General features: G+C 53.3%; 13 protein-coding genes. 10 read left to right on the top strand and 3 right to left on the bottom strand.

The annotated features are described in order from the left end of the window. Positions 1-9 precede the first annotated feature (9 nt). From M1L66_RS30380 to ttdB, 5 genes are all read left to right on the top strand, one after another. The gene (locus M1L66_RS30380; protein WP_187020444.1) at positions 10-648 is read left to right on the top strand and encodes a GntR family transcriptional regulator; all 639 of its coding nucleotides are present in this window, start codon (positions 10-12) and stop codon (positions 646-648) included. Further along, positions 641-1291 (top strand): GntR family transcriptional regulator, encoded by a 651-nt coding sequence (locus M1L66_RS30375; RefSeq protein ID WP_025530027.1) that lies wholly within the window; start codon positions 641-643, stop codon positions 1289-1291. Before M1L66_RS30380 ends, M1L66_RS30375 begins: the two co-directional genes overlap by 8 nt. Before the next feature lie 187 nt (positions 1292-1478). Next, positions 1479-2747, top strand: coding sequence for an SLC13 family permease (locus M1L66_RS30370; RefSeq protein ID WP_110321719.1), 1269 nt, complete (start codon positions 1479-1481; stop codon positions 2745-2747). A gap of 84 nt (positions 2748-2831) precedes the next feature. After that, entirely contained in the window at positions 2832-3731 is a 900-nt protein-coding gene (gene ttdA, locus M1L66_RS30365) for a L(+)-tartrate dehydratase subunit alpha (RefSeq protein WP_187020443.1), read from the top strand. Beyond that, a complete protein-coding gene (ttdB, locus tag M1L66_RS30360; RefSeq protein ID WP_187020441.1) occupies positions 3731-4348 on the top strand; it encodes a L(+)-tartrate dehydratase subunit beta in 618 nt (205 codons plus the stop codon). Before ttdA ends, ttdB begins: the two co-directional genes overlap by 1 nt. A 114-nt stretch (positions 4349-4462) precedes the next feature. On the opposite strand, the gene M1L66_RS30355 is transcribed toward ttdB, so the two are convergent. From M1L66_RS30355 to M1L66_RS30345, 3 genes are all read right to left on the bottom strand, one after another. Beyond that, positions 4463-5527 carry a carbon-nitrogen hydrolase family protein gene (locus M1L66_RS30355; RefSeq protein ID WP_187020439.1) on the bottom strand — a complete coding sequence of 355 codons (1065 nt, stop codon included), beginning with the start codon at positions 5525-5527 and terminating at the stop codon, positions 4463-4465. A 76-nt stretch (positions 5528-5603) separates the two neighbouring features. Then, on the bottom strand, positions 5604-7013 hold the full coding sequence (locus tag M1L66_RS30350; protein ID WP_434689359.1) for an SLC13 family permease: 1410 nt from the start codon (positions 7011-7013) through the stop codon (positions 5604-5606). Between the two features lie 502 nt (positions 7014-7515). After that, the gene (locus tag M1L66_RS30345) at positions 7516-8415 is read right to left on the bottom strand and encodes a LysR family transcriptional regulator (RefSeq protein WP_187020435.1); all 900 of its coding nucleotides are present in this window, start codon (positions 8413-8415) and stop codon (positions 7516-7518) included. 122 nt (positions 8416-8537) lie between these two features. On the opposite strand from M1L66_RS30345, the gene mdcA reads away from it, so the two are divergent. The 5 genes from mdcA to M1L66_RS30320 all read left to right on the top strand — a co-directional run bounded on the left by mdcA (position 8538) and on the right by M1L66_RS30320 (position 13674). After that, on the top strand, positions 8538-10175 hold the full coding sequence (gene mdcA, locus M1L66_RS30340) for a malonate decarboxylase subunit alpha (RefSeq protein WP_434689356.1): 1638 nt from the start codon (positions 8538-8540) through the stop codon (positions 10173-10175). A gap of 20 nt (positions 10176-10195) precedes the next feature. Continuing rightward, positions 10196-11743, top strand: coding sequence for an acyl-CoA carboxylase subunit beta (locus M1L66_RS30335; RefSeq protein ID WP_434689354.1), 1548 nt, complete (start codon positions 10196-10198; stop codon positions 11741-11743). A 10-nt stretch (positions 11744-11753) separates the two neighbouring features. After that, a complete protein-coding gene (locus M1L66_RS30330) occupies positions 11754-12077 on the top strand; it encodes a sodium pump decarboxylase, gamma subunit subfamily (RefSeq protein ID WP_434689352.1) in 324 nt (107 codons plus the stop codon). A 24-nt stretch (positions 12078-12101) separates the two neighbouring features. Continuing rightward, positions 12102-12497 (top strand): acetyl-CoA carboxylase biotin carboxyl carrier protein subunit, encoded by a 396-nt coding sequence (locus M1L66_RS30325; RefSeq protein ID WP_187020429.1) that lies wholly within the window; start codon positions 12102-12104, stop codon positions 12495-12497. Between the two features lie 97 nt (positions 12498-12594). Beyond that, entirely contained in the window at positions 12595-13674 is a 1080-nt protein-coding gene (locus M1L66_RS30320; RefSeq protein ID WP_434694355.1) for a sodium ion-translocating decarboxylase subunit beta, read from the top strand. Positions 13675-13847: the final 173 nt, after the last annotated feature.

Raw genomic sequence — 13847 nt, 5'->3', positions numbered from 1 at the left:
AGTGATAACATGGAGACAGTGAGTGCAGTACAGACAAAAGATTATATCGTTTCCGCCATACGCAGCGAGATTCTGGCCGGTAATATGAGGCCGGGCGAGGAGCTGACGCAGGAATTGATCGCGGAACAGCTGGGGGTGTCGCGCATGCCGGTCAGGGAAGCGCTTCAGTCTCTGGCGCAGGAAGGCCTGATTGTGCGCCTCCCCAACCGCCATATGCAGGTTGCGGCCATGGAAGAAAAGCAGGTGAGGGACACCTTTCGCATGGCCGCCGCCATGGAGACGGAGATCCTGCTGATGATACCGGAGGAAAAGAGGGACGAGCTCCTTCTCCGGCTGTCGGAACTGGCAGAGACGGCGGGAAACGGAGAACAGAAGGCCGCCGCCGGGGCCGAGATGGCCTGGCATAGGTATGCACTGGCCAGCCTCAAGAACTCCTATATTCATCAGCTGTTTCTGCGCCTTTTAGACAGCTACGTTTCCTATGCGGTCGAGAGATTAAAACGGGGAAATGCGGCTGCGGAACTGATGACCGATGTGGGGACCGCGCTAGCGAGCGGGGATGAGGGGGCGCTGAGGGCCGCCATGAACCGTTACTACGGCCGTATGGCGGACTGCCTGCTGATCAGTAAGGAGGAAACGTATGAATAATTTGGGTAAGGTAAAGCTGCTTCCGGCCCGGGAGCAGGTAGCGTCTATCCTGAGAAAAGCCATTCTTTCCAGGGAGCTGCAGGAAGGGCAGGAGATCACGCTGGAAGGAATCGCCGAGCTGGTGGGCGTCTCGACGACACCGGTGCGGGAGGCATTTCAGATTCTGGCCAGAGACGGGCTGATTAAGCTGCGCCCCAACAAGGGGGCTGTAGTCCAGGGGATCAATGAAAAGACCATCCGGGATCACTACGAGACGAGGGCCGTCCTGGAAGGGGAGGCCGCGGCCAGGGCCAGCGCCGAGGGCGTGGATTTATCCGCGGTGGATCAGGCGTATCAGATTGCCGAAAAGGCGCTGGAGGACAACGATTCGGCGGAATACTCCAGATATAACCAGGCGTTCCATATGGGAATCTGGGAGGCGGCGGACAACGAGAAGATGAAATCGCTTCTCTCCTCCATGTGGAATGGGCTGTCCATGGGACACAAGGTGACGGAAGAGGATTATGCCAAGATTTCCATCTACGAGCACAAGAAGATTCTCGACGCCATGAAGGCCCACGACGGCAGCCGGGCCAGAAAGCTGATGAATGACCATATTATCAGAAGCATGAAGAACATCCTCACCAGATTCGAGACGGACTGATGGGATTAAATAAAGGCCGGGATTGTTGGAATTGAATAAAAATCATCACTAAAAATCGTACAAAACAACGAAATCAAACAAACGCCTTGACAAATGGATCTGCCGAGGCGTATGATTAGGATAACAAATGGATACATTATCATATATCAAATATCAAAAGAGTATCCAATGAAAAAGGAGGGGCTTTATGGATCCAGTAGTTGTTACACTGTTGTTTCTCTTGTTTGCCATTGTGATGTTCGTGTGGGAACGGATTCCACTGGCAGTCACGTCGATGATCGTGTGTATTGGCCTTGTGCTTACGGGAGTGCTGAGCACGAAAGACGCATTTGCGGGTTTTACGAACAGCAATGTCATTCTGTTTGTGGCCATGTTTATTGTCGGGGGCGCGCTTTTTGAGACGGGAATGGCCAACAAGATCGGAGGCGTGGTTACAAGGTTTGCAAAGACGGAGCGCCAGCTGATCGTCACCATCATGATCGTGGTGGGCCTGATGTCGGGCTTCTTATCCAACACGGGTACGGCGGCCGTATTGATTCCGGTCGTAATCGGTATTGCGGCAAAGTCCGGGTATTCGAGATCCAGACTTCTGATGCCGCTGGTATTTGCGGCGGCTCTGGGCGGTAACTTATCCCTGATCGGAGCACCGGGCAACCTAATTGCCCAGAGCGCCCTGCAGGAGATGGGAATGAGCTTCGGTTTCTTCGAATATGCCAAGATCGGCCTGCCTATGCTGATCTGCGGCATCATCTATTTTGCAACCATCGGTTATAAATTCCTGCCGGACAAGACGCCGACCGACGGGGACAGCACCTTCGATGAACAGGTGGACTACAGCAGCGTTCCGAAGTGGAAGCAGAGCGTATCCCTGGTTGTCTTAGTCTGTACGATATTAGGAATGATCTTTGAGAAGCAGATTGGAATCAAGCTGGAGATAACCGGATGTGTCGGTGCGCTGATCATGGTCTTAACCGGAGTTATCAGTGAAAAACAGGCCTACAAGGCCATTGACATGCAGACGATCTTCTTATTCGGCGGAACGCTGGCCCTCGCAAAAGCGCTGGAGACCACGGGAGCCGGAGCAGCCATCGCCGATTTCGTGATTGGACTTCTCGGTAAGAATGCGTCTCCGTTCCTGCTGCTGGTAGCCGTATTCATGATCTCCTGTGTGCTGACAAACTTTATGTCCAACACGGCGACGACGGCACTGCTGGTTCCGATCAGCGTCTCGATCGCAGCCGGTATGGGCGCGGATCCGAGAGCCGTTCTCATGGCAACCGTAATCGGCGGCTCCTGTGCCTATGCGACACCCATCGGCATGCCTGCCAACACCATGGTCATCTCGCCAGGCGGGTATAAATTTATGGATTATGTAAAAGCAGGGCTTCCGCTCATCGTGGTATCCACGGTTGTGAGTCTGGTGCTGCTGCCCATATTCTTCCCGTTCTATCCGTAGGAACCGGGAAATAATGATTCTAGTACTGTACATAAGCGGCCCACAAACAGCCGCAAAGTGCATATAACAAGGAGGATGTAAGAAATGAACAAGGAACAGGCTGTTGCACAGATGACAGACACCATGGCGAAGTTCGTGGCTTATTCGGGAAAGGTACTGCCCGACGACGTCTATGCGAAATTGGAAGAACTGAGAGAGAAGGAGACCAGCCCGCTGGCCAAAACCATCTACGATACCATGTTTAAGAACCAGACGCTGGCGAAGGAGCTGGACCGTCCCTGCTGTCAGGATACGGGAGTCCTGCAGTTTTTCGTGAAATGCGGAGTCCATTTTCCACTGATCGGAGAACTGGAGGCGCTGTTAAAGGAAGCGGTGATCGAGGCTACCATCAAGGCACCCCTCCGCCACAACAGCGTGGAGACCTTTGACGAGTACAACACCGGCAAGAATGTGGGAAAGGGAACGCCGACCGTATTCTGGGAGATCGTCCCGGACTGCGATACGTGCTGTATCGATACATACATGGCGGGAGGCGGCTGTACACTTCCCGGAAAGGCCATGGTGCTGATGCCGGGAGCCGGATACGAGGGAGTAACCCAGTTCGTCATGGACGTGATGACCAGCTATGGACTGAACGCATGTCCGCCTCTTCTGGTAGGCGTCGGTGTGGCTACCTCCGTGGAGACGGCGGCCCTGCTGTCCAAGAAGGCATTAATGAGGCCCCTGGGAACTCACAATCCCAACGAGAGAGCCGCCTCCCTGGAACGCATGCTGGAAGACGGGATCAATAAGATCGGCTTAGGGCCTCAGGGCATGAGCGGAAGCTATTCCGTCATGGGCGTGCATATCGAGAATACGGCCCGCCATCCATCCACCATCGGCGTGGCGGTCAACGTCGGATGCTGGTCGCACAGAAAAGGGCACATCGAGTTTGATAAGGATTTAAACTATACCATCACATCTCATAAGGAGGTAACGTTATAATGGAGAAGAAGGTATTAACGACACCGCTTCGGGCGGAAGATCTGGAAGATATCCATGCTGGAGATATTATATACTTATCCGGCCATATCGTAACCTGCCGTGATGTGGCGCACCGCAGACTGATCGAGGAAGGCCGGGAGCTTCCGGTCGATGTGAGGGGCGGAGCCATCTTTCACGCAGGCCCTATTGTAAGGCCCATTCCGGGTTCTGATGACAGGTTTGAGATGGTATCCGTAGGTCCCACCACCAGCATGCGTATGGAGAAATTTGAGAAGGAATTTATCGAGGAGACCGGAGTCAGGGTCATCGTCGGAAAGGGCGGCATGGGAGAGAAGACCATGGAAGGATGCCGGGAAGGAAAGGCGATTCACTGTGTATTCCCAGCCGGATGTGCGGTCGTGGCCGCCACCTGTGTCGAGGAGATTGAGGACGCGCAGTGGCGTGACCTGGGAATGCCGGAGACACTCTGGGTATGCAGAATCAGGGAATTTGGCCCCCTGATCGTCTCCATCGATACCCATGGAAGAAACTTGTTCGAGGAGAACAAGGTGGTGTTTAACCAGAGAAAGGACGAGGCTGTGGAGGAAATTAACAGGCACGTCAGCTTTATCAAATAAAAAATAATCAGTTTTCTGCCGGAAGAAGGCCGGTTCGCATCTGCTGCGGACCGGCCTTCTTTTCTGGTTTGCTGTATGGGGCGGAATGGGGGAACGTTCTTCCTTCGGGTCGTTTTATTCAGTGTCTTCCTCTTCATAAGGGATATATTCGCGGGATTCTCCGATTCCCTCATCGTAGAAGTATGCCGGTTCCCGGGGCGTTTTGTTTACATGGAGCTGAAAGACGTCGAACCGCTGGTAGGCTCCTGCGATATCGTGGATTCCCTTTGCCGTGATTTCATTTGCAATGTCGCAGTCGGCGTAAATAATTCCTTCCTGGTTGTTCTCAATCGATGGGCAGCACGGCTGTCCGTTAGGGCCTGCGATCATGGTGAGGGCCCAGGACTGGTTGTGGAGCCATTCCTTTAAAGCGGGATCGCCCATGGACATCTGCTCCATGGCATCCTCATCGAGGGAGGCGGAAGAACAGATATTGAATACCTTTGCCTCAAATGCGTGAGCACAGGTACGGACGCGCAGGCAGTCGGCGTAGTTGCCTTTTTCTCTGCTGGTCGGCCAGCAGGGAGGATAAACGGAGATATGTACCTGCTCTCCCTGGGCTACCAGGGCGTAACGGGCCAGAGTATTGGAATTTTCGCCGCAGATCAGGGAACCGATCCGGCCGATCTCCGTATCATGAATATTGAGCGAAGAGCCGTCGCCGAACGACCATACCAGCTTTTCTCCCCATGTGGGAAGAAGCTTTCTATGGTGGCCGATCATGTTGCCTTCCCGGTCGAACAACAGGGTGGTATTCCACATCGTCCCAAAGTTGGACGTGCTCTTTTCGCAGATACCGACGGATAGGAAGATGCTGTTGTCACGGGCAATTTTCTGCAGTTCATGAAAGGCAGGTCCTGGAACGGTGACTGCATTTTCAAACAGTCTTTTGTAAAATGGATGCTGGTCTACCGGCGGCAGGAACAGGCACCAGAGCGGGAAGGTAGGAATAAAGGATTCTGGGAATACTACGAGATCCGCGCCGTTATCTTTTGCTTCCTTTGTCAGGCGTGCGACTTTCTGAATCGTCGCATCGCGGTTTAGGAATACGGGAGCCGCCTGAACGGCCGCGGCTCTTAATTTAGGCAGTGTATCACCGATTGTGTGAGTAATTTCTTTGACTGCTTCTTTTTTAGACATAATATCTGCACTCCTTTTCTCTTTGTTGTAAGTTTGAATTGTTATATGAGCGGCGGATTATCGTACCGCCGTTTTTCTACGGGATCAGTCCCAGAATCTTCCAGTAGGGCACGCTTGCGGTCAGCGCCAGAATGCTTACGATGTGGAAGACCAGACAGAACGGCACCAGCATGGTATGGCTGAGTTTCTCATCTCCGCCCGCCGAGTTGAACGCGGCGAGAAAGTTGATGTTCTGATACTTGGTAAAGTACGGGTATACCACGCAGTAGGACGCCATGGCCGCAATCCATGGACTCATGCCTGCATGGAGACAGAACGGAGTCAGGATTACGATAAAGAGCGTGTAGCAGGTGGTCATATCTACGATGATGAAACGTGCCAGCAGGGCGACTGTGGCAATGACAAAGACGAATAAAAACGGATTGCTGATGAGACTCGCCATGGAGGCTCCGAAGGTATTACCGAGCCAGGTGTCGATTCCCACGGTGGTGATGGCGTTGGCCAGGTTGATGGCGCCGCCCATAAATGCGATAATGCTCCAGTTGATACGGCTGTTATAGTCCTTCGGCGTAATGACGCCCAGGGCCAGCAGCGTGGACATGCCTAATACGGCTGTGATGGCTGCCGGAATGTTTAAGGTGCGTTCCAGAACCCAGAAGAAGATACAGGCAACGAGCACGATCAGCGTGATCTTTTCATTTCTCGACATGGGGCCTAAGTCGGTCAGCATCTTGTTGACGTCTTCCTTTATCAGCTTCGGAGCCTGTGTGGGCCGGTAAAGGATCCGGATGGCGAAGTAGCTGGCAATGGTACAGATAATGAGCCACGGGAGCATGGCGCGCAGCCAGAACATCCAGCTGAATTGGGCCTGTACATTTTCCGGGAGTAGTCCCATGATGATGTAGGAAAAGAAGGAGGCGCTCAATACCGCCTGGCTTAACAGCGTATAGCCTGCGTACATGGCGGACCACATGCCGGCCATGCCCTTGGAGCGGTCCTCGAATCCCAGTTTCTCGCCGATGTCGGTGGCCATGGCGCCTACGATGGACACCTTGGCAATGGTGGAGGGAATAAACGGGCCGATGATGACACCGGACCCCAGCAGGGCCAGAACCTGCCCGTTAAAGGTCGGCGGGCAGACGCGCATGATCCAGAGCGCGACTCTTGCCAGCAGTCCGCTCTTCGTTACGGCGGCGCCGATTCCCATGGCCGCGATGAGCAGCCAGACCGTGGTTCCCGAGAAACTTCCAAATGCCGTCGTAAACGGCACAATTCCTAAGAGAACCCACGTACAGCACATGATGAAGATGCACACAAAATCGGGGATTGCGTTGGTCATCCAGTTGATAATAGCCCAGATTAACAGACCCATTGTCCACATCGCCTTCTGTTCCAGCCCCCCGGGTGCGGGAATCAGAGCGATGCCAAGGCCCACAGCGATGGCGACAGCTTCGCTTATGAGCTTCTTTTTTGTCTCTTTTGTCATGATAAAAGTACCCCTTCCTTCAAGAAATGAATGACTGGGCACAGCCGTCAGTACTTCTCCGCAGCAGCAGCATCCCCCCGGATAATTATGGTTCCTCCTCTCTTTTGCCCGATAGATTTGCGATAAAAAGTAAGTATCTGTGCCTTCTCCCAATTGCATACTGCAATAGTGACAAAAATATTTGCTATATAAGGAATTATATGTGCAAAACGCCATAATGTAAAATACTAATACATTCATAGACTTATGCCTTTTTTGTTATGTATCAGGGGAAATGATTGATGCTGCAGGTGATATGAATGGAGGTATGATAATAGCCTGAGGCAGAAGCCCCAGGCCGGTGTTGGTGTGTCTATTTTTCAATTCGCCCGGCGAATTGGTGCGAGCGCCCATCATGCCCTGCATGACATAATACCTTGGGGCGCTCTGCACATCCGCCGGAGGCTTCGACATTCAGAAGTGAATTGCACCACCACTGAATAAAATTTGCCTTAACCGCCACCTAAGAGGTGGGGGAATCTGCTTGTAAATGTTGGAATGTCTTAAAATAATCCTGAACAAAGTCGCGGAACAGGATTGCGGCAGGAGAGAGATATCCCTGTGCACGCCAGGATAAGTTGATGTAGCGTCTGCACTGCGGAAAGGAGATGGGGACCAGAACGATGTTCTCCGTGCCCATGCCCTGCCAGGTGATGGAGGGGATGAAGGAGATGCCGATGCCCGCGCGGATCAGTTCCCGGACGGTCTCCGGGCTGTCGCTCTCCAGCACGACGGACGGCTCGAAACCGGCTATCTTGCAGAAGGTGTCGGTGATGGTTCGCAAGCTCTTTCCCTGCTGGAGGCATATGAATTCTTCGCCCGCCACCTCGCTTAAGTTTAAGTTCTCCCGTTTGGAGAGCGGATTGGACTCCGGCAGGGCCAGGAGAATCTCTTCCTCGATCAGGGAGGCGGAATGATCCTGCGTGCACGGCTGCATGGAGGAAAACAGGGTCAGGTCGCATCCGTCGGGTTGATTCTTGGTTAAGTCTTCCTGGATAATCTGAAGCCGTATGGAAGGATATTCATGTTTAAACGCCATGACCAGTTCCGGCAGAAGCTTGGAAGCCGCATAGAGGGAGAGCGTTACGGTACGGCTGCGCTCCCCGGCCGCATCACCGATCTCCTGCTCGATGTCTTTCAGCTCCTGTAGAATCCGGTTCGTATGCTTTAAGAGAATCTCGCCGTAGGAATTCAGGATAATGTTCTTCCCGGAACGCTCGAACAGCTGGACTCCCAGTTCCTTCTCAAGCCGGGAAATCGTGCGGCTTAAAGAAGGCTGTGCTACGTGGAGTTCTTCGGAAGCCCTGGTGATGTGCTGAAGCTCCGCGACTTTCTTAAAATAAGTAAGAGAATGAATGTCCATGAATACGCCCTCTTTTATAACAATATAGATATCATTATGTAACAAAGTATATATTGGACGTTATAAAAAGTCAATGCTATTATTTTTTTATCAGGAACGCATTTTAAGAAAGGGGAGAGCGCATGATTTGGAATAAAGAACGCCGTTCAAAGGCGGAACGGATGGAGAAGGCCGCCGGTTATGCAAGGGGAAAACGAGTCGGGACAGAAGAGATCGTTCCATTTTTAGAGAGTATTTTAAGGCCGGGTGACAGAGTTGTTCTGGAGGGCTGCAATCAGAAGCAGGCTGCATTTTTAGCAGAGGCGCTTAAGGAAGTGAATCCGGAAAAAGTCCATGATCTGAATATGATTATTCCTTCGATTTCCAGGGATGAGCACCTGGATATCTTCGAAAGAGGGATAGCGTCGGAGATCAATTTTTCCTTCGCCGGGGTACAGAGCAGGCGGCTGGCGGAAATGGTGGCGGAGGACACCGTGAAAATCGGGGCCATCCACACGTATCTGGAGCTGTACGGCAGGTTGTATGTGGATTTGACGCCCAATGTCTGCCTGATTGCTGCGGACAAAGCGGACTCAAACGGAAATTTATACACCGGCTACAACACGGAGGAGACGCCCATGCTGTCGGAGGCAGCCGCATTTAAGAGCGGGATTGTCGTCGCACAGGTCAACGAGATCGTGGGAGAGGGGGACCTTCCTCGGGTTGATATTCCGGGCGGCTGGGTGGATTATATTGTGAAGGCGGACGAGCCGTATCCCATGGAACCATTGTTTACCAGAGATCCGGCCCAGATTCAGGAGGCCCATATTCTGATGGGCATGATGACGGTCAAGGGAATCTATGCAAAGCACGGTGTGGAAAGCCTGAATCACGGCATCGGCTACAACGGCGCGGCGATTGAACTTCTGCTTCCTACTTTTGGAGATTATCTGGGACTGAAAGGGAAAATCTGTACCAAATGGGTCTTGAATCCCCATCCCACTCTGATCCCGGCTGTGGAAGCGGGCTGGGTGAAACAGGTATGCGCCTTTGGCGGAGAACTGGGGATGGAGCGGTATACCGCTGCGAGACCTGACATCTTCTTTACCGGAAAGGCTGGCATGCTCCGGTCCAACAGGGCGGCCGCCCAGGTGGCAGGGCTCTATGGGATCGACCTGTTCCTGGGAGGCACACTCCAGATGGATTATGAGGGAAACTCCTCGACCGTGACGGGCGGACGGCTCAGCGGCTTTGGCGGTGCCCCCAACATGGGAAACAGCACCGGCGGGCGCCGCCATACGACAAAAGCATGGCGCGACATGGCTCCGCTGACCGGTTCCATGGCCTCCGGGCGGAAGCTGGTGGTTCAGATGACAAAGAGCCAGAGCAAATACGGCCCGGCCTTTGTGCCGGAACTGGATGCCGTTCGGATCGGCAGAAAGGCCGGCATGGATGCGGCTCCTGTCATGGTCTACGGAGAGGATGTGACTCACGTGGTGACGGAGCAGGGAATCGCCTATCTCTACCAGGCGCAGAACGCAGAAGAGCGCACGAAGATGCTGGGGTGTATCGCACAGGGAACGCCGGTGGGCTCCATGGTGGGCAGCGGGGAGATCGAACGTATGCGGAGAGAAGGAAAGGTAGCGTATCCGCAGGATCTTGCCATCTCACCTGACGCGGCGAAGCGTGAACTCTTAGCGGCGAAATCTTTGGAAGAGATTGCCGATCTGTCCGGCGGTTTATATCGTGTGCCGGAGCAATTTAGAAAAAAGTCTGAGTGACGGTCTGGAGGGAAAGGGAGTTGGCTACAAAAAAACAGGAAGAACTGTTGATTTTAAAGGATAAACTACGGCTGGGCGGCGGTGAAAAGGCCATTGAAAGGCAGCACTCGGCCGGGAAGATGACCGCCCATGAGCGGCTTCTGGCGCTGTTTGATGAAGGAAGCTTTGTGGAGACGGGGTTATTTGTGAAACACCGCTGTACGAATTTCGGCATGGAGAAGAAGCCGTCCCCGGGAGAGGGCGTCGTAACAGGATATGGAACGGTGAATGGCAGGCTTACATATGCCACTGCCCAGGATTTTACCGTGATAGGCGGTTCTCTGGGAGAAATGCATGCGGACAAGATTGTAAAGACGCAGGAGGCAGCCATGAAGGCGGGAGCCCCCATGATCTGCATTAATGACTCGGGGGGAGCGCGCATTCAGGAAGGTGTGGATGCCCTGGCGGGCTATGGGCGTATTTTCTATAACAATACTATGGCTTCCGGGGTGATTCCCCAGATATCCGTGATTATGGGGCCGTGCGCCGGCGGCGCTGTGTACTCGCCGGCCCTGACGGATTTTATTTTCATGGTAAAGAATACAAGCCAGATGTTTATAACCGGTCCTTCGGTAATCGCGGCTGTCACGGGGGAGTCGGTGACAGCGGAGGAGCTGGGGGGAGCGAGAACCCATAATGCGATCAGCGGAGTGGCCCATTATATGGCGGAGGATGAGGGCAGCTGTATCCGGCAGATCAAAGAACTGCTGGGCTATCTCCCTCAGAACAACATGGAGAACCCGCCGGAAATGGATCTGTGCGACGACTGGAACCGTATGACTGACTCCCTAAATGAACTGATACCCGAGAACCCGGGGAAGCCCTATGACATGAAGGCCGTCATCGAAGCCCTGGCAGACGGCGGTCAGTTCATGGAATATCAGGAGTATTTTGCCCCCAATCTCATTACCGGATTCATTCATATGGGAGGACGGAGCACGGGAGTGATTGCAAACCAGCCAAAGGCCATGGCGGGATGCCTGGATATCAATGCCTCCGACAAGGCCGCGCGTTTTATCCGTACGTGTGATTCCTTTAATATACCGCTCCTTACACTGGTGGATGTGCCGGGATTTCTGCCCGGTACGATGCAGGAGCACAATGGAATTATCCGTCACGGCGCCAAGATGCTGTACGCTTACAGCGAGGCGGTAGTACCGAAGATAACGGTAATCACGAGAAAATCATACGGTGGGGCCTATATCGGAATGTGCTCCAGACATCTGGGAGCCGACGCGGTCTTTGCGTGGCCGGATGCTGAGATTGCAGTAATGGGAGCCGATGGGGCTGCTAACATTATCTTCTCCAAAGAGATAAAGAACGCTTCCGACGGAGCGTCCAGGCGGAAGGAAAAGATTGCCGAGTACCAGGAGGCAATGATGAATCCGTATGTGGCGGCTTCCAGAGGATATGTGGATGACGTCATTATGCCGGCCGAGACGAGAAAACGCGTTATCAGCGCGCTGGAGGCGTTCCGCGGCAAGCGGGTTCAGAAAATGCCGAAAAAGCATGGAAATATTCCATTGTAGGAGGTGTGTCATGTTTGGTGATAGTGTGACTGTGGCGGATACGCTGTTGATTTCCGGATTCAGTATACTGATTGTGTTTCTGGTGCTGCTTCTGCTCTCCTTAATGATTGATTTCTGCGCCTGGCTTTTAAGACGGCGGGAGGGTGTGCCTTCCTCACAGGAGCCCGGCGCCGGGCCGACAGCTGGAAACAAAAGCGATGCGGTACTTGTCGCTGCAGCGGTTGCTGCATATCTGGCGGCGGATCCGGACGAAATTGTGGTGCGGAGAATTACCAGAGTGGAAGACTATGACAGCGCGTGGGCCAGAAATGCTCGACAGGAATCCATACGATAAAGAACAGGAAAAGGAGTTAAAACCATGGGAATAAAAATATTTCGGATCGTGCTTGACGGTGTGGTTCATGAGGTGGAAGTGGAAGAGATTCACCGGAATGCGCAGGACGGTGGTTATGCGGCGCCGGCGAGGCCTGTTTCGCAGAATCAATCCGCAGGAGGAACTGGAGCAGCTGCAGAGCAAAAGAGAAACGGCGCCTCCGCAGGCGGTGAAGTGATCACCGCGCCTCTTCAGGGAATCGTTCTGGGGGTTCCGGCAGCTTCCGGACAGACGGTAAAATGCGGCGAAGTGCTGGTCATCATCGAGGCAATGAAGATGGAAAATGAGATTATCGCCCCGCGCGACTGCACGGTGACCTCCATCATTACCTCAAAAGGCGCTTCCGTGGCAGCAGGGGATCCGCTGCTCGAAATCTCTTAAGGAGGCTAAAAGGATGAATGGAATTTTACTGGAGTTCTGGAAGAGCAGCGGATTTTCACAGCTGTTTCAGTGCGATACCGTGCTGTTTGGCCTGCATATGCCCGGCGAACTTATTATGATCGCAATTTCCTGTCTCTTTCTCTATCTGGCGATTCATAAGGGATATGAGCCTTATCTTCTCATTCCCATTGCGTTCGGTATGCTTCTGGTGAATCTTCCGAAAACCGGCCTGATGGCCGCCGCGGTGGGGGACGAAAATGGAGGCCTTCTATATTATTTATACCAGGGAACCAATTTAGGAATCTATCCGCCGCTGATCTTTCTGTGCATCGGCGCAGGGACGGATTTCGGTCCGTTACTGGCCAACCCGCGGAGTCTCCTTTTAGGGGCAGCGGCCCAGCTGGGAATCTTCTTAACCTTTATCGGAGCGATTATGCTGGGCTTTGCGGGAACGGAAGCCGCGTCCATCGGAATTATCGGAGGCGCGGATGGGCCGACGGCGCTTTACTTAACCAGCAAGCTGGCCCCGCATCTGCTGGGAGCCATTGCCATCGCGGCTTATTCCTATATGGCGCTGGTACCTATTATACAGCCGCCGATTATCCGTCTCCTCACGACAGAGAAAGAGCGGAAGATCAAGATGGAGCAGTTGAGAGCGGTCGGTAAAACGGAGAAGATCGTATTTCCTATCGTGGTAACCTTATTTACGGTCCTGCTTCTGCCGTCGGCAGGCGCGCTGATCGGCATGCTGATGCTGGGGAATTTAATAAAAGAATCAGGCTGTGTCCCACGCCTCGTGGATGCATTACAGAATTCCCTGATGTATATTATCTCTGTCTTTCTGGGTATTACTGTTGGGGCAAAGGCCAGCGCGGACGCATTTCTGCGGGTGGATACGTTAAAGATCATTGTTCTGGGCCTGATCGCATTTTCGGTGGGAACCGCCGGAGGTGTACTGCTTGGCAAGGTGATGTGTAAACTGTCTAATGGCAGAGTGAACCCCATGATTGGCGCCGCAGGCGTTTCCGCGGTCCCGATGGCGGCCCGCGTGGTACAGAAGGAAGGCCAGAAATACAACCCCTCCAACTTTTTACTGATGCACGCCATGGGCCCCAATGTGGCCGGTGTCATCGGCTCGGCGGTGGCGGCCGGAATGCTCCTGCTATTTTTCCAGTAGCAGGAAACGTCGTTCTCTGATCCGTATGCCCGCCTTTCCTTCCCAGGGCAGACCGGTGAGAGAGACAGTATGTATGGGAACTATATTTGCCAGTAGATTCTGGCTTCAATCCATTGTATAATAAAATCAGCCGGCAGGTTATGGTATGGCCTGCCTTCTGATTTTATTTTATT

This window comes from Hungatella sp. SB206, from assembly GCF_051132295.1.
Classification (GTDB): domain Bacteria; phylum Bacillota; class Clostridia; order Lachnospirales; family Lachnospiraceae; genus Hungatella; species Hungatella effluvii.
The sequence above is the reverse complement of the archived record's forward strand: the minus strand, read 5'-3'. Positions and strand labels throughout refer to the sequence as shown.